A 17911-nucleotide genomic window follows, 5' to 3' on the forward strand; every position below is an offset into this window, starting at 1 on the left:
TCCTTACCCTTTCCACCAATGTTTCGGGCCCGGCAGGCCCATTTGTGCCCTGTCAACCTCGCCCCCCGCCTCGCCCGTGCGCCGCGCCATGCGCAGCTTGGCCGAACGCGCGCGCGGGTTGGTGGCGGTCTCTTCCTCCGAGGGGGCCACCGCCTTGCGCGTGATCGGCGCAAAGGGGGCCGGCGGGGCCGCAACCTCGGGCGCATAGCGATTGCCGCGCGGGGCGGCGCCCGAGCGCGCGGCGAGGTAGCGCTTCACCACCCGGTCTTCGAGCGAATGAAAGGTGACAACCGCCAGCACACCGCCCTCGGCCAGCAGGCCCTCCGCCGCCTCAAGCCCGGCAATCAGCTCGCCAAATTCGTCGTTCACTGCGATGCGAATGCCCTGAAAGCTGCGCGTTGCCGGGTGCACCTGCCCCGGTCGCGGCTTGGGCAGGCAGGAAGATACCACCTCGGCCAGCTCCAGCGTCCGGCTGAAGGGCCGCGCCTTCACGATTGCCTTGGCAATCCGCCGCGCTGCCCGCTCTTCGCCGTAAAAGTGAATGATATCCGCCAAATGCGCCTCATCGGCCTCGTTCACGAGGTCAGCAGCGCTTGGGCCATCGCTGGCCATCCGCATATCCAGCGGACCGTCCCGCATGAACGAAAAGCCCCGCTCCGCCTGATCGAGCTGCATCGAAGAGACGCCAAGGTCGAGCACCACGCCGTCAACCGGCCCCTCCACCAAGTCGCCCATCTGCGAAAACCGGCCCTCAAGCACCTCCAGCCGGGGCGCAAATTCCGCGATCATCTCCGCTGCGTTTTCCACGGCGCTCGGGTCTCGGTCGATCCCGCTCACCCGCTCCGCGCCCGCCGCCAGAAGCTGGCGCGCATATCCGCCCGCGCCAAAGGTGCCATCCACCCAGTGGCCAGCCACCGGTGCGGCGTTCTCGATCAAAGGATCAATGAGAACCGGAACATGCGGCGGCCCTGCGGGCGTGTCTGGCGAAAGGCTTTCGGCCGCCGCCATCGCTCAACCCTCGCTTTGGACGCTGTCGAGCAGCTCCAGCGGGTCGAAATCATCGCCCATCTCGTCCAGCCACTCTTCGTCATCCACGCCGTGAACCTCGTCATAGGTCTCCGGCTTCCAAATCTGAAAGCTGTCACCCGTGGCGATAAAGAAGGCCTCTTTCTCAAGGCCGATCTTCTCGCGCAACTTGGCGGGCAGCACCAGCCGCCCGGTCTCGTCAACCTGCGTGGGCAGGGACATACCGGAATAGAGCCGCTCAAGGTAACGCCGCTGCTTGGTGCCACGCGGCATGGCGGCAATCTTCTCGTCAATCTCGTTGATCGCGTTGACGGTGTAACACTTCAGGTGATCCTGGCGCTTGTCGCCATAAACGATCACGAGGTTGGGCGCGTCGCCCTCGGAGCAATCGGGGTCTTCTGCGGCCAGCACATGGCGAAACAGGGCCGGGATGCTCACCCTGCCCTTCGTGTCCACCTTGTGGTGGCTCTCGCCTCTGAACCTGCGACCCAAATCGTCGCTCCCTCATTGTCCCGCGAGGCCCGGTTTTGGACCCCGAAAATGAAAACGGCGGATTGAGCTGCTGCCATGTGCCCAATCCGCCGCCCTCGTCCCATTTCTGGGTGTCCGACTGCGCGCGCCACCTGGGGGGATGTCTGCTCGCTCGCGCGCCGGATCTCTTCGTTCAGATGAAAGCGGGTGCCTGTATGAAAGCCTGCCTGACTTTTGGGAGTTTGCGATCTTGCGTCGCTTTGTGTTCCCGTCTTCATCTTGGGATTAGGTATGCCATGGGAAATCGTGGGAGGCAACAACACTTTCACCCACAAATGCCAAAGGAGGCACAAGCAAGGCCCCGCCGGTTCCGTCCGATCACAGGATTTTTAGCCAAAACACGGAATTTATGGTGATGGAGCGCGACGCAGCCACTAGATATAGTGCCGCTCTGTGCGGGCAAAAATTCCCTCGTTTTCCCTAAAAAACTTTGCAGCACGGCCAAATCAAGGGGGATTCAGGCCATATCTCCTGCCTGAATCCCCCCTTAACGGCCCGAATCCGCCCCATCACAGGCGCGCGATTCGCCGCGATTCACTGGTGATCCCGTGAATTCCCACATCGCATCCCATGATCTCCCATGGGTGGGGCAATTTCCCAGTTCGGCCCGGTGTCAGCCCATTCCGCCGCTCACCAGCCCGCGTGCAAGCTGGGCGTAGGCCTCCGCCGCAGGCCCCGCGCCCGCCGCAATCGGCAAGCCCTTGTCGCCGCCCAGCCGGGTTTCCAGCTCCAGCGGCAATTGCGCCAGCAACGGCACACCCATCTTCTCGGCCTCCGCCGCCACGCCGCCGTGGCCAAAGAGATGCGCCTCATGTCCGCAGTTCGGACATATATAAGTAGTCATGTTCTCGATCAGCCCCAGAACCGGGGTCTTGAGCTTGCCGAACATGTCGATCGCCTTGCGGGCATCTATCAGCGCCACATCCTGCGGCGTGCTCACCACCACGGCGCCGGTGATCGGGTAGCGCTGGCACAGCGTCAGCTGCACATCACCCGTGCCCGGCGGCAAGTCGACGATCAGCACATCAAGCTCGCCCCACTCCACCTGAGTCATCATCTGCTGGAGTGCGCCCATCAGCATCGGCCCGCGCCAGATCACCGCCTGCGCCTCTTCCAGCATCAGCCCGATCGACATGAAAGTGACGCCATGCGCATGCAACGGCAAAATCCGCTCACCGTCCGGGCTGGCGGGGCGCTTGTTCACCCCCATCATCCGCGGCTGGCTCGGTCCGTATATATCAGCGTCGAGCAGGCCAACCTTCCGGCCCTCGCGCGCCAGCGCCACCGCGAGATTCGCCGAAACCGTGCTTTTGCCAACGCCACCCTTGCCAGAGCCCACCGCAATGATCCGCTCCACACCCGGAATCTTCTGTGGCCCGGCCTGCGGGGTGGGATGCCGCCCCACCTTGAGGCTGGGTGGCGCCTTGGGGGCCTGCGGGGCCGCGCTATGCGCCGTGAGCAAGGCCGAAACGGAAGAAACACCTTCAACCGCACGCACCGCCGCCTTGGCGGCTTCGAGAATCGGCTCCATGCGCGATGCCGCATCTGCATCCGGCGCTTCGATAACAAACTTAACCTCGCCACTGTCGCTGATCTGCAACGCACGAATCATATCGCGAGATACTAAGTCGCCACCATCCGCAAGCCCCACTTTCGTCAATGCGCTTTGGATATCGCCCTTATCTACAGGCATTTCGCCCCCTTCTTTCCATCCGGCGCCCGCTGTTTTAACGTGGCGTCATTTCTGCTGCACTTTATTCGTCGCTCAAAATTTAGCCTTAACGCCCTGAATCTCCAGCTCTTTGACCTATTCACCCCGTGCATAGCCGCGTTGCAGCAAAAGGGGTTTGTGCAGGTGCAGCAATTGCCTACATTGATCTCAACAAACGGAGCACAGAACGGCTCTACCACCGCTACGACATTACTAAGGACACAGCCACCATGGCTTACGCAACCGCACACAACACCGCCCACACCGGCTTCCTTGGCCGCATCGAAGCCTTCGTCGAAGCCCGTCGCGAAAACGCAGCCAAGCGCCGCGTGTACCGTCAGACGCTCCGTGAGCTTCAGGGCCTGACCAACCGCGACCTCGCCGACCTCGGCATTGCACCGTCGATGATCCGCTCGGTCGCCTACCAGGCCGCTTACGGCGCCTGACACAGGATACGAAGAGCCCTCTCCTCCTCCCTGGGCTCTTCGGTATCGGCGGCGACACCACCTCCTCCCGGTGTCGCCGCCGCAAACCTCCGGTTAACCGGAGGCGCGTATTAGAGATCAGAACGTCCGTCCTCCTCCCTGGGCGTTCTGTCATAAGGCGGCGATGCTCACCTCCTCCCGAGCATCGCCGCCGCCCAAAGTTTCGGTTTCGGAGCGCCCTCTCCTCCTCCCTGGGCCTTCGAGATCCGGCGGCAGCCCACCTCCTCCCGGGCAAGCCGCCACCCAATTCGGTTTCGGACGGCCCGTCCTCCTCCCTGGGCCTACCGAGATAGGCGGTGACCTCATCCTCCTCCCGAGGTCACCGCCCCCAAGTTTCGGTTTCGAGGTGCCCTCTCCTCCTCCCTGGGCCCTTGAGATCCGGCGGCAGCCCACCTCCTCCCGGGCAGGCCGCCACCCAATTCGGTTTCGGACGGCCCGTCCTCCTCCCTGGGCCTACCGATATCAGGCGGGCCCCCATCCTCCTCCCGGGGTGCCCGCCGCTCTAACAACCGGTTTCGGGTCGCCCGACCTCCTCCCTGGGCCCCCGGAAGCATAGGGGCGGCGCCTCACCTCCTCCCGAGGCAGCCGCCCCACCCTTCCTTCAGGAAGGGATCAGAATTCAGGCACCCGACCTCCTCCCTGGGTGATCTGATATTGGCGGCGATGCTCACCTCCTCCCGAGCATCGCCGCTTTTTATTTTCCGGCCCGGGCTGTCATCCCCGGGCTTGACCCGAGGATCTCCCCCCACCCAGCCCGCCTTCTGCTTTCGCACCCCGACGCCCCCGGATAGTCTGCGCGCAAAAGGAGACCCCCCATGCGCATTCTCTTCACCGGCGGCTCCGGCAAGGCCGGCCGTCACGCTGTTCAATACCTGCTCGAGCAGGGCCATCGCGTGCTGAACGTCGATCTCACCCCCTGCAATGTCCCCGGTGCTCTCAACCGCATTGCCGATATTACCGACCTCGGCGCAATGCATGACGCCATGCGCGCCTATGCCGATTTCGATGAGCTGGAGCCCGGCACCGGCGTGCCCGCCTTCGATGCCGTCGTGCACTTCGCCGCCGTCCCGCGCATCATGGTGACGGGCGACGCCGAATGCTTCCGCGTCAACACACTTGGCACCTACAACGTGATCGACGCCGCGCTCAAAGCCGGTGTCCGCAAGGTGATTTTCGCCTCGTCCGAAACCACCTACGGCATCTGCTTCGCCGATGGTGAGCGCAAGCCCGAACATATCCCCGTCGATGAGGCGCACCCCACCGAGCCCGAAGACAGCTACGCCATGTCAAAGGTGGTCAACGAGGCCACGGCCCGCAGCTTCCAGCGCCGCAGCGGGGCCGACATCTACGGGTTGCGCATCAACAACGTGATCGAGCCGCACGAATACGCCGAGATGTTCCCCGGCTTCATCAACGCCCCCGAAAAGCGCCTCCGCAACTTCTTTGCCTATATCGACGCCCGGGATCTTGGGCAGATGGTAGAATGCTGCCTGCGCACCGATGGGCTTGGCTACGAGGTGTTCAACGTGGCGAACGACACTCACTCCGTCGCCGCGCCAACCTCCGAGTTGATCGCGCAATTCTACGAGGGCGTGCCGCAAACCCGCGAGATGGGCGAGCACGAGACCTTCTTCACCAACGAGAAGGCCAAACGGCTGGTTGGGTTTTCGCCGAAGTATGACTGGCGAAGCGAACTCTGATCGTCCCTCTCCACCGTCATCCTCGGGTCTGACCCAAGGATCTCGCCGAAAAGAGGCCCTCGCATCACCACCGCACGCCACTTTGATTAACGCGCCCATGTCAAATGACATGTGCATGGGCTGTGCATCACTTGTGCACAGGATGTTGCCCACAGCTTTTCGGAGTTAATGGCCGAAAGCTAACCCACCGCGCCTAGAACGGAATATCATCCGCCGCGCTCGACGCAGGCACCACGAACTTGGCCACAACCTTCTTCACGCCCGCTTTTTCAAAAGCGATTTCAAGCTTGTCGCCCTCGATTCCGGTAATCGCGCCATAGCCGAATTTCTGGTGAAACACCCGCTCCCCCACGCTGTGCGATGACACCGCCTCAGCGTCGATCACCATGTTCCGGCTCTCCTTCGGCTGGCTCATCCCACGCACCTGCGCCCGCGCCTGAAGCCGCTTCCAGCCCGGCGACTTATAGCCATCCGCCCGCGCCGCATCCTCGTGTAAAGTCGAGCGAATTTCGCCGCCGCTGCCGCCGCCCATGCCCGGCCCGGCCGCCGCGCCATAGCCGCCACCGTAGAGCCCCGGAGGCGTCAGCACTTCCACATGCTCGCCCGGCAGTTCGTCGATAAACCGGCTCGGCAGGGCGCTTTGCCACTGGCCATAAATCCGCCGGTTGCCCGCAAAGGAAATCGTGCAAAGCTCCTCGGCCCGGGTGATCCCCACATAGGCCAGCCGCCGCTCCTCCTCGAGCCCCTTCACCCCGCTCTCATCCATGCTGCGCTGGCTCGGAAACAGCCCGTCTTCCCAGCCCGGCAAGAACACGGCGGGAAACTCCAGCCCCTTCGCCGCATGCAGCGTCATGATAGAAACCTTGGGCCCGTCATCCTCGCTCTCATTGTCCATGATCAGCGCGACGTGCTCCAGAAACCCTTGCAGATTCTCAAAGGATTCCAGCGCCTTCACCAGTTCCTTCAGGTTCTCCAGCCGCCCCGGCGCCTCGGGCGTTTTGTCGTTTTGCCACATGTCGGTGTAGCCGGATTCTTCAAGAATCTGCTCGGCCAGCTCGATGTGGTCGTCCTCGTTCAACGCCCCGCCATGCCACCGGCCAAACCCTTCCAGCAGCGCCCCGAGTTGCCCCTTGGCCTTGCCCGTCAGCTCGCCAGAGGCCACCAGAATCCGCGCGCCTTCAAACAGCGAAACCCCGTTCGCCCGCGCCGCCCGCTGCATCTTCTGAATCGCCTTTTCGCCCAAGCCCCGCTTGGGCGTATTGACGATCCGTTCAAACGCCAAATCATCGTCCGGACTGACGGCCACGCGGAAGTAGGCCATCGCATCGCGGATCTCCATCCGCTCATAAAACCGCGGCCCCCCGATCACCCGGTAGGGCAAGCCGATGGTCAGAAACCGGTCTTCAAACGCCCGCATCTGGTGGCTGGCACGCACCAAAATTGCACATTCGTTCAACCCGATAGGCCGCATTCCCCGCGTGCCGCCCTGCATCGCCTCCAGCTCATCGCCGATCCAGCGAGCCTCTTCCTCGCCGTCCCAATGGCCGATGAGGCGCACCTTCTCGCCCTCTTCGGCCTCGGTCCACAGCTCCTTGCCCAGCCGCCCCTTGTTGGCGGCAATCACGCCCCCGGCAGCGCCCAGAATATGCGGCGTCGAACGATAGTTCTGCTCCAGCCGCACCACATGCGCGCCGGGAAAATCCTTTTCAAACCGCAGGATGTTGCCCACTTCAGCGCCCCGCCAGCCATAAATCGACTGGTCGTCGTCGCCCACGCAGCAAATGTTCTTGTGCCCCTGCGCCAGCAGCCGCAGCCACAGATATTGGGCCACGTTGGTGTCCTGATACTCGTCCACAAGAATGTAGCGAAACCAGCGCTGATACTGCGCCAGCACATCCTCATGCTCTTGGAAGATCGTGACCATGTGCAGCAGCAGGTCGCCAAAATCGACCGCGTTCAGCGTCTTCAACCTGTTCTGATACTCACGGTAGATCGCCACGCCCTTGTGGTCATAGGCCCCGGCATCGGCGGCGGGCACCTTGTCGGGTGTGAGGGCCCGGTTCTTCCACTGGTCGATGATCCCGGCAAGCATCCGCGCGGGCCAGCGCTTGTCGTCGATACCCGCAGCGGCGACGAGCTGTTTAAGAAGCCTTAACTGGTCATCGGTATCAAGGATGGTGAAGTTGCTCTTCAGCCCGGCCAATTCGGCATGGCGGCGTAGCAGCTTCACGCAGATCGCGTGGAAGGTGCCCAACCACGGCATCCCCTCCACCGCCTGCCCCATCAACCCGGCCACGCGATTTTTCATTTCTCGTGCGGCCTTGTTGGTGAAGGTCACCGCGAGAATTTCATTGGGCCGCGCGCGCTGGGTCAGCAACAGGTGCGCGATCCGCGTGGTCAGCGCCTTCGTCTTGCCGGTGCCCGCGCCCGCAAGCATCAGCACCGGCCCGTCAAGCTGCTCCACCGCCTCACGCTGTGCGGGATTCAGCCCATCAAGATAGGGCGCGGGTCGGGCGGCCACCGCCTGCTGCGAGAGCGACAGGGCCTGTTCTTGTTGCGGACTGCTCATGGCGCGAGTGTAACCGCTCCCGCCTCCGAGGGGAAGATGCGCGTTCGCGTTGTGTTCCGTGCTCGCCAGACCAAGCGGATCATCGTAAACTTGGGTTAACCTTACGATATCGTTGATATTTTACCCCTCAGTCTCAGCGTTTCGCCGCCCCACCTTTAACAAGCGTTAACCGCCTCGGCCTAGCATCCCCCAACATCCAGTAAGGAGAGACTGATGTTTCAGCAGCGCGAGCCGGGGGATTTGAAGCAACTGCTTGATGGATTCGAGGTGCCGATGTTCGCGGTTGAACGGCGCGCGCCGGATGCGCCCTGGGTGCTCTTGTGCATCAACACCGCCCACGCCAACGCCTCCGGCATGAACGCCACAGAGGTTGCCGGGCGCGAGGTAACGGCGCTGCTGCCCGAGGCCGATGCCGATTGGGCCTGCGCCCGCTATCACGAATGCACCCGCAGCCCCGAGCCTTTGCGCTACGTCGAAAAGCTCACCATCGCCGGGCAGCGGCAAGAATGGGATACCTCCCTTCAACGGGTCCGTCTGCCCGATGGTGGCGAGCGCGTGATCGGCACCGCGCTTGTGCTGCGCCCGGAAGCGGCCACGCTGGCGCAATGCTCGCTCTCCACCATCCGCGATCAGGCGGTGGAGGCAGATTGGCACCTGTCTCGCGTCACCGTCTTTCTTGAAGGCATCGCCACGATGGCGGCCGCCGAGCTGTCACCGGCGCGCCTCGCAGTACAGGCCGAGGGGCTCGCCGCCACCTGTCGCAACGTCAGCAGCCTTGTCAGCCAACTCCGCCGCACCGCAGAGCGGATCGAGCGCAACACGCCGCGCGCCACCAATGAGGAAACCACCACCACCTGGCACAAGAGCCCCGACACCGCCGGTGATCCTGCAGCCACATTGCGCAGCGCGGAAAGCCAAGTTTTGCAGGGCTAAGGCGGGCCTGCACCAAACACAAACCTGCCGCGCTTACCGCTGCAATGCAGCATTCCCCTTTCCCTCAGATGAAATCTCCGTAACAATCATCCGCGCTGCAATGCGGAAATACGGAGAAGACAATGGCCGAATTCCAGAAGATCTTGATCGCAAACCGGGGCGAAATCGCCATCCGGATCATGCGCGCCGCCAATGAACTGGGCAAGAAAACGGTCGCCGTCTATGCCGAGGAAGACAAGCTCGGCCTCCATCGTTTCAAGGCCGACGAGGCCTACCGCATTGGCGAGGGCCTTGGCCCCGTGGCCGCCTACCTCTCCATCGAAGAGATGATCCGCGTTGCCAAGATGAGCGGCGCAGATGCCATCCACCCCGGCTACGGCCTGCTCTCCGAGAACCCCGAATTTGTCGACGCCTGCGAGGCCAATGGCATCAAGTTCATCGGCCCCAAGGCCAAGACGATGCGCCAACTTGGCGACAAGGCCAGCGCCCGCAAGGTCGCCATCGAGGCCGGCGTGCCGGTGATTCCGGCCACCGAAGTGCTGGGCGACGACATGGAAGCCATCGCCAAGGAGGCCGAAGAAATCGGCTATCCGCTGATGCTCAAGGCCAGCTGGGGCGGCGGCGGTCGCGGCATGCGCCCCATCAACGATCCCTCTGAACTAAAAGAGAAAATCCTTGAAGGCCGACGCGAGGCCGAGGCCGCTTTCGGCAATGGCGAGGGCTATCTGGAAAAGATGATCACCCGCGCCCGCCACGTCGAGGTGCAGATCCTCGGCGACAGCCAAGGCAACATCTACCACCTTTGGGAGCGCGACTGCTCGGTGCAGCGCCGCAACCAGAAGGTCGTGGAACGCGCCCCCGCCCCCTATCTCTCCGAAGCGCAGCGCGAAGACCTCTGCAATCTCGGCAAGAAGATCTGCGAGCATGTGAACTACGAATGCGCCGGCACCGTCGAGTTCCTGATGGATATGGAGACGGGCAAGTTCTACTTCATCGAGGTAAACCCCCGCGTGCAGGTCGAACATACCGTCACTGAGGAGGTGACCGGCATCGACATCGTGCAGGCCCAGATCAAGATCGCCGAGGGCAAATCGCTGATTGAGGCCACCGGCACCGCGTCGCAATATGACGTGCGCCTCAACGGCCACGCGCTGCAGTGCCGCGTCACCACCGAAGACCCGCTGAACAATTTCATCCCCGACTACGGCCGCCTCACCGCCTATCGCTCCGCCACCGGCATGGGCATCCGGCTCGATGGCGGCACCGCCTATGCGGGCGGGGTGATCACCCGCTATTACGACTCGCTGCTGACGAAAGTCACGGCATGGGCCCCCACCCCCGAGGCCGCCATTGCGCGGATGGACCGTGCCCTGCGCGAATTCCGTATCCGGGGCGTGTCCACCAACATCGCCTTTGTCGAAAACCTGCTGAAACACCCCACGTTTCTCGACAACACCTACCACACCAAGTTCATCGACGAGACGCCGGAACTCTTTGATTTCAAACGCCGCCGCGACCGCGCCACCAAGATCCTGCGCTACATCGCCGACATCACCGTAAACGGGCACCCCGAGACTGCGGGCCGCCCCAAACCCGCCGAGGCCAAGCCGCCCAAGGCCCCCGCCTCCCGCGTCGAGGCCCCTGCGCCGGGCACGCTGAACCTGCTGCAAGAGAAGGGCCCCAATGCTGTGGCCGACTGGATGAAGGCGCAAGAACAGCTCCTCATCACCGACACCACCATGCGCGACGGCCACCAATCGCTGCTCGCCACCCGGATGCGCTCGATCGACATGGTCCGCGTGGCCCCCGCCTATGCCGCCAACCTGCCGCAGCTGTTCTCCGTGGAGTGCTGGGGCGGCGCCACCTTCGACGTGGCCTACCGCTTCCTCCAGGAATGCCCCTGGCAGCGCCTGCGCGACATTCGCGCCGCCATGCCCAACATCATGACGCAAATGCTTCTGCGCGCCTCCAACGGCGTGGGCTACACCAACTACCCCGACAACGTGGTGGTGAGCTTCGTGAAGCAGGCCGCCGAAAGCGGCGTCGATGTGTTCCGCGTCTTCGACTCGCTCAACTGGGTCGAAAACATGCGCGTGGCGATGGATGCCGTGGGCGAGAGCGGCAAGGTCATCGAGGGCACCGTCTGCTACACCGGCAACGTGCTGGACCCGGACCGCGCCAAATATGACGTCAAGTATTACGTCGATATGGCGAAGGAACTGGAGAAGGCCGGCGCCCATGTGCTGGGCCTCAAGGATATGGCCGGGCTGCTCAAGCCGTCCGCCGCCAAGGTGCTGATCCCGGCGCTGAAGGACGCGGTGGATATCCCGATCCACTTCCACACCCACGACACGGCAGGCATCGCCTGCGGCACCATCCTCGCCGCCGCCGAAGCCGGGGTGGATGCTGTCGATTGCGCGATGGACGCGCTGTCGGGCAACACCTCTCAGGCCACCCTCGGCACCGTGGTCGAAGCCCTGCAATACACCGAGCGGGACACCGGCCTTGATATCGGCGCCATCCGCGAGATCTCGGATTACTGGGAAAGCGTGCGCGCCCATTACGCCGCCTTCGAGTCCGGCCTTCAGGCGCCAGCTTCCGAGGTCTACCTGCACGAAATGCCCGGCGGCCAGTTCACCAACCTCAAGGCGCAGGCCCGCTCGATGGGGCTGGAAGAGCGCTGGCACGAGGTCGCCCAGATGTATGCCGACGTGAACCAGATGTTCGGCGATATCGTGAAGGTCACCCCCTCCTCCAAGGTCGTGGGCGACATGGCCCTCATGATGGTGAGCCAAGGCCTCACTCGCGCCGAGGTCGAAGACCCCAAGCGCGAGGTCTCCTTCCCCGATTCGGTCATCGACATGATGAAGGGCAACCTCGGCCTGCCCCCCGGCGGCTGGCCCGAAGCCATTCAGGCCAAGGTGCTGAAGGGCGAAAAGCCGCTCACCGAACGCGCTGGCAAATCAATGAAGCCAATCGATCTCGAGGCCACCCGCAAGGAGGCCTCCGAGAAGCTGGGCTTTGAGTTGGATGACGAAGATCTCAACGGTTACCTGATGTATCCCAAGGTCTTCACCGATTATGCCGCACGGCACGAAGAATACGGCCCGGTCCGCACCCTGCCGACCGATACCTTCTTCTATGGCATGGAGCCGGGTGACGAGATCTCGGTGGAGATCGACCCGGGCAAGACCCTCGAAATCCGCATGTCGGCGCAAGGCGAAACCAACGAAGAAGGCATCGCCCGCGTGTTCTTCGAGCTCAACGGCCAGCCCCGCACCGTCCGCATCCCCGACCGCCGCGCTGGCGCCGCCGTGCAGGCCCGCCCCAAGGCGGAACTGGGCAACGACAACCACATCGGCGCGCCAATGCCCGGCTCTGTCGCCTCTGTCGGCGTGCAGGCGGGCCAGAAGGTCAGCGCAGGCGATCTGCTGCTGACCATCGAGGCGATGAAGATGGAAACCGGCCTCCACGCCGAGCGCGACGCAACCGTCAAAGCGGTGCACGTCTCTCCCGGCGATCAGATCGACGCGAAAGACCTGCTGGTCGAGTTGGAATAACGCGGCGTTCCCGGTTGATCCGTCTCTCATGTTGCCGTCTGATGGCGGCAACCCGAGGGAGATTTGCCAATGTTCGCCGTCACATCCATCTACGCTGGCCTGCTGGCGGTGTTCTTCGTGGGCCTCAGCTATGCCGTCACCGTCCGGCGGCGCAGCCGGGGCATTTCGCTGGGAGACGGCGAAGACAAGCGCTTGCGGGCGCTCTCTCGCGCACAGGGCAATTGCGCCGAATACGCGCCGCTCGGCATCCTGCTGCTGGCGCTCTGCGAGGCGCAGGGCGCGCCCACCGTTGCCCTGCACCTCCTCGGCATCATGCTCTTCGCAGGCCGCCTGCTCCACGCCCGCGCCCTGCTTGGTCCAAAGATGAACCTGCCCTTCCGCGTCAGCGGCATGGTGCTGACATTTCTCGCGCTCCTGCTGATGGGCTTCGGCCTCTTGCTGCACAGCCTGTTTTGAGCGTCAGAAAGTTTTTCGCCAAACCGGTGAAATTACCTCTTGAACCCGCCCGGCCCCGCCGTTATCTCACCGCTACTCAACGGACGCGGGCGTAGCTCAGGGGTAGAGCATAACCTTGCCAAGGTTAGGGTCGTGAGTTCGAATCTCATCGCCCGCTCCAATGAGTTCTTTTCTTCCCTCCACAAGCAGTTGAAGCTCAGGCGATTTTCGCTAGGCTTGCAGCATTGATTGTGCCTGAGGGAATTTGACCGATGTGGAATTTCAAGTCCTCCCTTGCCTGGGGACTCCTGAAAAAGACCGCCGCCTTTACCGGCTACCGCGCCGGGATCTTCCTCGGAATCGCGCTCTGCTATGCGCTTCTGGCCTGGATCGGGAGCATCATCGGCGTTGCCATCACCAGGGGCGCAATGAACAACGGCGCGGATTTTGCCACGATCATCGCCCTCGCCCGCACCATGCCGCCGCTCTTCATGATCCTGCTCTGCGGTAGCCTCGGCATAGGCATGTGGTTTCTGCGCAAGCACCTCTACTGGTATGTCCGCGTGCCGCACATGGCGCTCATGGCCGAAATCCTCGAAGGCCGCCGCCTCCCCGAAGGCAGCCAGATCAAGGCCGGCATGGAGATCGTCAAAGCCCGCTACGGCGACATGAACCGCCTCTGGGCCCTGCGCGGCCAAGTCGAAAAGACCCTGCCCGCCATAAACCCGCTGCTGCCCTTGCGGGCGCTCTTCCGGATGAAGCCCGAGGGCAAGGGCGTGGGCATCAACACACCCTACCTTTGGCTGGCCGAGCGCCCGGTGGATGAAATGGTGCTGGCCCACGGCCTGCGCAAACGCGCCGTAAACCCCTATGCCGCCGCCCGCGAAGGGCTGGTGCTTCTGGCGCAAAACGGCAAACCCGTGGTGGGCAACGCGCTCACCCTTCAGGGCCTTGGCTGGGCTTACACCTTGCTGGCCTTCGTCGTCTGGCTGGTGATCTTCGCACCGTTCATCCTGCTTGCCCCCGGCGCGGGGCTGCTGGTGGTCATCATCTCCTGCTTTTTCGCTTGGGGCACAAAGGCCGGGCTGATCGACCCTTTCACCAACGCCTGCCTGCTGCAAATCTACATCGGCGCAACGCGCGGCCAGCGGCCAAACCCCGATTGGGAGGCCCGGCTGGATACGGATTCAGAGGCCTTTGCAGAGCTTGGCAAAGAGGCCGCCACCCTGCCCGGCGGGGCCGATCGCACCACCGCCACCGCGCAGAAAACCGTCATCGGCGGCGCGCTTCCGGCGGATGAAGAAGAGGCCGCCAGCCCGGCCGCACCGGCGGCACACGCCGCGCCCGCCGCCGCAGCGACAGCTGCGACAATGGCCGCAACGATTGAAGAGAAGGCCGCAGCCTCGGCCTTTGCTCCGCCCCCCGAGCTGATGCCCAGCGGCTTCGTTCCGCCCAAGCCCGCCCCGGCGCCAGCCGCCGAGGCGCCCGCAGAGCCAACACCTGCCGCCCCGCCGCCCGCGGCCTCTGCCCCCGCGCCCACACCCGAACCCGAAGCGGTGCCCCCGGCCCCTGCCCCTGCGCCCGCCGCCAAAGAGCCCACACCAGAGCCGGCCCCCTCCCAACCCGTGGAGCCACCTGCGCCAACGCCAGAGCCAGACCCGGCCCCCGTGCCGCAGCCCGCGCATCCGCCAACGCCGCCCGAAACCCCGGCAGACCCGCCCAATGAAAGCCCGGTGCCCACACCGCCAGAGGTGCCCCAGCCAGAGCCGCCGCAAGAAGTGCCGCCTGCCACCCCGCCGGAGCTTCCGCCGGAAACTGCCGATGCCGAACTGCCACCCCTCACAGCAGAAGACGCCGTAACCTCAAACCCGCAGGCGCTCTCAGACGCCCCAGACACCAGCGCCATCCCGGCGGCGATCAGCGACCCGTGGGCCGCACCAGAACCCGAAGAGGCCCCTGCTCCGCCCGAACCGGAACCCGAGCCTGAGCCGGAACCAGAGCCCACCCCGCAGCCAGAACCAGAGGCCGCGCAAGAGCCCGCACCGGCACCCGAGCCGCCGCGTGCCAGCGTCACCCAGGCCCCGCAGCCGCTTGCCGACGACCCCGAGACAGAGGCCACCCCGGCCCAAATCGCCGACCCATGGGCCGCCGCGCCGCCGCCGCCGGATCCCGAACCCGCGCCGGAGGAAGCCGCCGAGGTCGCCCCCGCTCCTCCGCCGCCAGAACCGGCACCGGCACCGCAAGCCCCGCCGCCGCCCCCGGCAGCCAGCGCCAAAACCGTCATCGCGCCGTTGCCAGTGATCGACGAAGACAAAACCCCCGGCGATGAACACTAAGCCGCTGCGCTGGGGCAGCCGCGCCACAGGCTGCGCCTCAGCGCCCACGCCCCCTTTCCCCGCGCGCTGCCCGCGCCTATAGAGCCTGCGACCCGCTTCGGAGGCTCCAATGCGCAAAGCCAGCGTCACCCGCGAAACTGCGGAAACCGCGATCACCGTCGAAATCGACCTCGACGGCACCGGCAGCTATGTCAATTCCACCGGGGTTGGCTTCTTTGATCACATGCTCGATCAACTGGCCCGCCACGCGCTGATCGACATGAAAGTTCAAGCCAAAGGCGATCTCCACATCGACGATCACCACACCGTCGAAGACGTGGGCATCACGCTGGGCCAAGCCCTCACCCAAGCCATGGGCGACAAGCGCGGCATCACCCGCTACGGAAGCTGCCTGCTGCCGATGGACGACGCCCTCGTGCGCGCCGCGCTCGATCTTTCGGGCCGCCCCTATCTTGTCTGGAACGTCGATCTTCCGACAGCCAAGATCGGCAGCTTCGATTCCGAGCTGGTGCGCGAGTTCTTTCAGGCCTTCAGCACCCACGGCGGCATCACCCTGCACGTCGACGCCCTGCACGGGATCAACAGCCACCACATCGCAGAGGCCACCTTCAAGGCCGTCGCCCGCGCCCTGCGCGATGCGCTGGAGGCTGACCCGCGCAAGGCCGATGCGATCCCTTCCACCAAGGGCACGCTCTAGGGTTTGCCAGCGGCCACACCCCACCGCAGCCGCATCGCCCCCTTGACCCCCCCGCCATTTCCCGCCACCCCTCGGCGCGAAAGGAGCCCCCATGCGCACCGTCCTCATCGACTATGACAGCGGCAACCTGCACTCCGCCGAAAAGGCCTTCCAACGCATGGCCTCCGAGGAGGGCGCGGGCGAGGTCATCGTCACTTCCCACGCCGAAGAGGTTGCGCGGGCCGACCGCATCGTGCTGCCCGGTGATGGGGCCTACCCCTCCTGCCGCACGGCCCTGGCCGCCCGTCCGGGCATGATCGAGGCAATCACCGAGCACGTCGAGACACAGGGCCGCCCGTTCATGGGCATCTGTATCGGCATGCAGATGATGTCCACGCGGGGCCGCGAGCACGCGAATACGCCGGGCTTTGGCTGGATCCCCGGCGAGGTGGTGCCCATCGCACCCGCCGATCCGGCGCTGAAGGTGCCGCATATGGGCTGGAACGACTTGGTGCTCGAAGGTGCGCACCCCTGTCTTGAGGGTGTGGAAACCGGCGATCACGCCTATTTCGTACACAGCTATCACCTGCAAACCGAGCACCCCGCCCATCGCCTTGCGCATGCGGATTACGCCGGCGCGGTAACGGCGATCGTTGGCGAAGGCACACGTTTCGGCACCCAGTTCCACCCCGAAAAGAGCCAAGCCACCGGGCTGCGCATCATCGCCAACTTCCTCAAATGGGCTCCATGACAGCCGCCATCGGCTGGTCCTCCGGCAAGGATGCCTGCATGGCCCTGATCCGCGCCCGCGCGGCAGGCCATGAGGTAAAAGTGGCGCTGACCACGTTGAACGAAGCCTTCGACCGGGTGGCGATGCACGGCACCCGCGCCACCATTCTGCGCGCACAGGCCAAGGCCGCCGGTCTGGAGCTGATGGAAGTGCCCCTGCCCTGGCCCTGCTCCAATGAGGTGTACGAGGCGCGCATGGCCAAGGCGGTCGACGCGCTCAAGGCCCTTGGCGTGACCGAAATGATCTCCGGTGATCTCTTCCTTGAGGATGTCCGCGACTATCGCGTGGCGCAGCTTGAAGGCAGCGGCATCAGCCCGGTGTTCCCGCTATGGGGCGAGGATACCACCGCGCTCGCCACCGAAATCGCCGCAGGGTTCGACACACGAATTGTCACGCTGGACCCGTCCAAACTGCCCGAAGACTTCGCAGGCCGCCGCCTTGATGCCGCGCTGCTCTCCAGCCTGCCCGAAAGCGTGGACCCCTGCGGCGAGAACGGCGAGTTTCACACCTGCGTGCTCGACGCGCCCTGCTTTGCAGCGCCCATTCCCGCCACGCGCGGCGAAACCGTCACGCGCGATGGTTTCATCTATTCCGATCTGGTGCTGTAGCGCGGGCCATCGGCCCACCGCGCCTCACTTCAACCGGGTCCAGGTCTGGTCCATGCAGATCGGCCCGGCGCAGCCCTTCACCACCATCTTGTTGCCGCGAAGGTGCATCTGCGCCCCGTAGTCGCGCTTCATCACAGGCACATAGGCGCGGCCCTGATAGGTGCCCGCCCCGGCAGGCGTCATGTCCCAAAACACGCGCTTGCCCACATTGGGCGATTTGATCGGCTGGCCCGATGCGTTGAAAGCCTTGATGATCGTGCCACAGACCGCAGAGCCGCACTTCACGGCGCGCACATGGGCCACATTGCCCTTCTTGTCAGGCCCGGTCAGCCAAACGCCCTCAGGTGTCGCAGCCTGCGCCGCACCCGCCGCAAGCGCCAGCGCCGCGCCCGCCATCATCAATTTGAAAAGTCCAGTCACCGGCATCACTCCTTCTGGCGACACAGGCTCGCTTCGCTGAAAATCAGCTACTGCAAAGCATGTCTGCCATATGAGCCCAACGGTGAGTCTAAGCAAGAAGTTCCTGCGGGCGCCGCCAGAATCGGCAAACG

The 17911-nt window shown here is 64.3% G+C and carries 14 protein-coding genes and 1 tRNA gene; 10 read left to right on the forward strand and 5 right to left on the reverse strand.

Annotated elements, in window-relative coordinates; translation table 11 throughout:
- Positions 1-3 precede the first annotated feature (3 nt).
- The 3 genes from rsmH to FHY55_RS14300 all read right to left on the reverse strand — a co-directional run bounded on the left by rsmH (position 4) and on the right by FHY55_RS14300 (position 3250).
- Positions 4-1008: a 16S rRNA (cytosine(1402)-N(4))-methyltransferase RsmH gene (rsmH, locus tag FHY55_RS14290; RefSeq protein ID WP_140014839.1), complete on the reverse strand. Its 1005-nt coding sequence runs from the start codon at positions 1006-1008 to the stop codon at positions 4-6.
- 3 nt (positions 1009-1011) lie between these two features.
- Positions 1012-1518 carry a division/cell wall cluster transcriptional repressor MraZ gene (gene mraZ, locus FHY55_RS14295; protein WP_140014840.1) on the reverse strand — a complete coding sequence of 169 codons (507 nt, stop codon included), beginning with the start codon at positions 1516-1518 and terminating at the stop codon, positions 1012-1014.
- A gap of 652 nt (positions 1519-2170) precedes the next feature.
- Positions 2171-3250, reverse strand: coding sequence for an Mrp/NBP35 family ATP-binding protein (locus FHY55_RS14300; RefSeq protein WP_140014841.1), 1080 nt, complete (start codon positions 3248-3250; stop codon positions 2171-2173).
- A gap of 248 nt (positions 3251-3498) precedes the next feature.
- Between FHY55_RS14300 and FHY55_RS14305 the strand changes: the two genes are divergently transcribed.
- Positions 3499-3714: a DUF1127 domain-containing protein gene (locus FHY55_RS14305; RefSeq protein WP_140014842.1), complete on the forward strand. Its 216-nt coding sequence runs from the start codon at positions 3499-3501 to the stop codon at positions 3712-3714.
- A gap of 854 nt (positions 3715-4568) precedes the next feature.
- Positions 4569-5453, forward strand: a complete 885-nt coding sequence (locus tag FHY55_RS14310; protein WP_140014843.1) for an NAD(P)-dependent oxidoreductase — start codon at positions 4569-4571, stop codon at positions 5451-5453.
- A 193-nt stretch (positions 5454-5646) separates the two neighbouring features.
- Here the strand turns inward: FHY55_RS14310 and FHY55_RS14315 are convergent, their stop codons facing one another.
- Positions 5647-8022, reverse strand: coding sequence for an ATP-dependent helicase (locus FHY55_RS14315; RefSeq protein WP_140014844.1), 2376 nt, complete (start codon positions 8020-8022; stop codon positions 5647-5649).
- Positions 8023-8235: 213 nt separating this feature from the next.
- Here FHY55_RS14315 and FHY55_RS14320 point away from each other — a divergent pair, with 213 nt between their 5' ends.
- The 8 genes from FHY55_RS14320 (at position 8236) to FHY55_RS14355 (ending at position 17360) form a co-directional block, all read left to right on the forward strand.
- Positions 8236-8955 (forward strand): hypothetical protein, encoded by a 720-nt coding sequence (locus FHY55_RS14320; RefSeq protein ID WP_140014845.1) that lies wholly within the window; start codon positions 8236-8238, stop codon positions 8953-8955.
- A 122-nt stretch (positions 8956-9077) separates the two neighbouring features.
- Positions 9078-12515: a pyruvate carboxylase gene (locus FHY55_RS14325; RefSeq protein ID WP_140014846.1), complete on the forward strand. Its 3438-nt coding sequence runs from the start codon at positions 9078-9080 to the stop codon at positions 12513-12515.
- Between the two features lie 69 nt (positions 12516-12584).
- Positions 12585-12971 (forward strand): MAPEG family protein, encoded by a 387-nt coding sequence (locus tag FHY55_RS14330; protein WP_140014847.1) that lies wholly within the window; start codon positions 12585-12587, stop codon positions 12969-12971.
- 85 nt (positions 12972-13056) lie between these two features.
- Positions 13057-13131: transfer RNA gene (locus FHY55_RS14335), tRNA-Gly, on the forward strand.
- Positions 13132-13222: 91 nt separating this feature from the next.
- On the forward strand, positions 13223-15286 hold the full coding sequence (locus FHY55_RS14340; RefSeq protein ID WP_140014848.1) for a hypothetical protein: 2064 nt from the start codon (positions 13223-13225) through the stop codon (positions 15284-15286).
- Between the two features lie 109 nt (positions 15287-15395).
- On the forward strand, positions 15396-15983 hold the full coding sequence (hisB, locus tag FHY55_RS14345; RefSeq protein ID WP_140014849.1) for an imidazoleglycerol-phosphate dehydratase HisB: 588 nt from the start codon (positions 15396-15398) through the stop codon (positions 15981-15983).
- A 91-nt stretch (positions 15984-16074) separates the two neighbouring features.
- On the forward strand, positions 16075-16713 hold the full coding sequence (gene hisH / locus FHY55_RS14350) for an imidazole glycerol phosphate synthase subunit HisH (RefSeq protein WP_140014850.1): 639 nt from the start codon (positions 16075-16077) through the stop codon (positions 16711-16713).
- A complete protein-coding gene (locus FHY55_RS14355) occupies positions 16710-17360 on the forward strand; it encodes an adenine nucleotide alpha hydrolase (RefSeq protein ID WP_254695318.1) in 651 nt (216 codons plus the stop codon). The genes hisH and FHY55_RS14355 overlap by 4 nt, the downstream gene beginning before the upstream one ends.
- Positions 17361-17384: 24 nt before the next feature.
- On the opposite strand, the gene FHY55_RS14360 is transcribed toward FHY55_RS14355, so the two are convergent.
- Entirely contained in the window at positions 17385-17780 is a 396-nt protein-coding gene (locus FHY55_RS14360; protein ID WP_254695319.1) for a DUF2147 domain-containing protein, read from the reverse strand.
- Positions 17781-17911 lie beyond the last annotated feature (131 nt).

The organism is Oceanicola sp. D3 (assembly GCF_006351965.1).
GTDB lineage: Bacteria > Pseudomonadota > Alphaproteobacteria > Rhodobacterales > Rhodobacteraceae > Vannielia.

Bases quoted from the DNA above. Each gene is read 5' to 3' on its own strand.
- rsmH (WP_140014839.1), bottom strand. From the start codon at position 1,008: ATGGCGGCGGCCGAAAGCCTTTCGCCAGACACGCCCGCAGGGCCGCCG.
- FHY55_RS14300 (WP_140014841.1), bottom strand. From the start codon at position 3,250: ATGCCTGTAGATAAGGGCGATATCCAAAGCGCATTGACGAAAGTGGGG.
- FHY55_RS14305 (WP_140014842.1), top strand. From the start codon at position 3,499: ATGGCTTACGCAACCGCACACAACACCGCCCACACCGGCTTCCTTGGC.
- FHY55_RS14310 (WP_140014843.1), top strand. From the start codon at position 4,569: ATGCGCATTCTCTTCACCGGCGGCTCCGGCAAGGCCGGCCGTCACGCT.
- FHY55_RS14315 (WP_140014844.1), bottom strand. From the start codon at position 8,022: ATGAGCAGTCCGCAACAAGAACAGGCCCTGTCGCTCTCGCAGCAGGCG.
- FHY55_RS14320 (WP_140014845.1), top strand. From the start codon at position 8,236: ATGTTTCAGCAGCGCGAGCCGGGGGATTTGAAGCAACTGCTTGATGGA.
- FHY55_RS14325 (WP_140014846.1), top strand. From the start codon at position 9,078: ATGGCCGAATTCCAGAAGATCTTGATCGCAAACCGGGGCGAAATCGCC.
- FHY55_RS14330 (WP_140014847.1), top strand. From the start codon at position 12,585: ATGTTCGCCGTCACATCCATCTACGCTGGCCTGCTGGCGGTGTTCTTC.
- FHY55_RS14340 (WP_140014848.1), top strand. From the start codon at position 13,223: ATGTGGAATTTCAAGTCCTCCCTTGCCTGGGGACTCCTGAAAAAGACC.
- hisB (WP_140014849.1), top strand. From the start codon at position 15,396: ATGCGCAAAGCCAGCGTCACCCGCGAAACTGCGGAAACCGCGATCACC.
- hisH (WP_140014850.1), top strand. From the start codon at position 16,075: ATGCGCACCGTCCTCATCGACTATGACAGCGGCAACCTGCACTCCGCC.
- FHY55_RS14355 (WP_254695318.1), top strand. From the start codon at position 16,710: ATGACAGCCGCCATCGGCTGGTCCTCCGGCAAGGATGCCTGCATGGCC.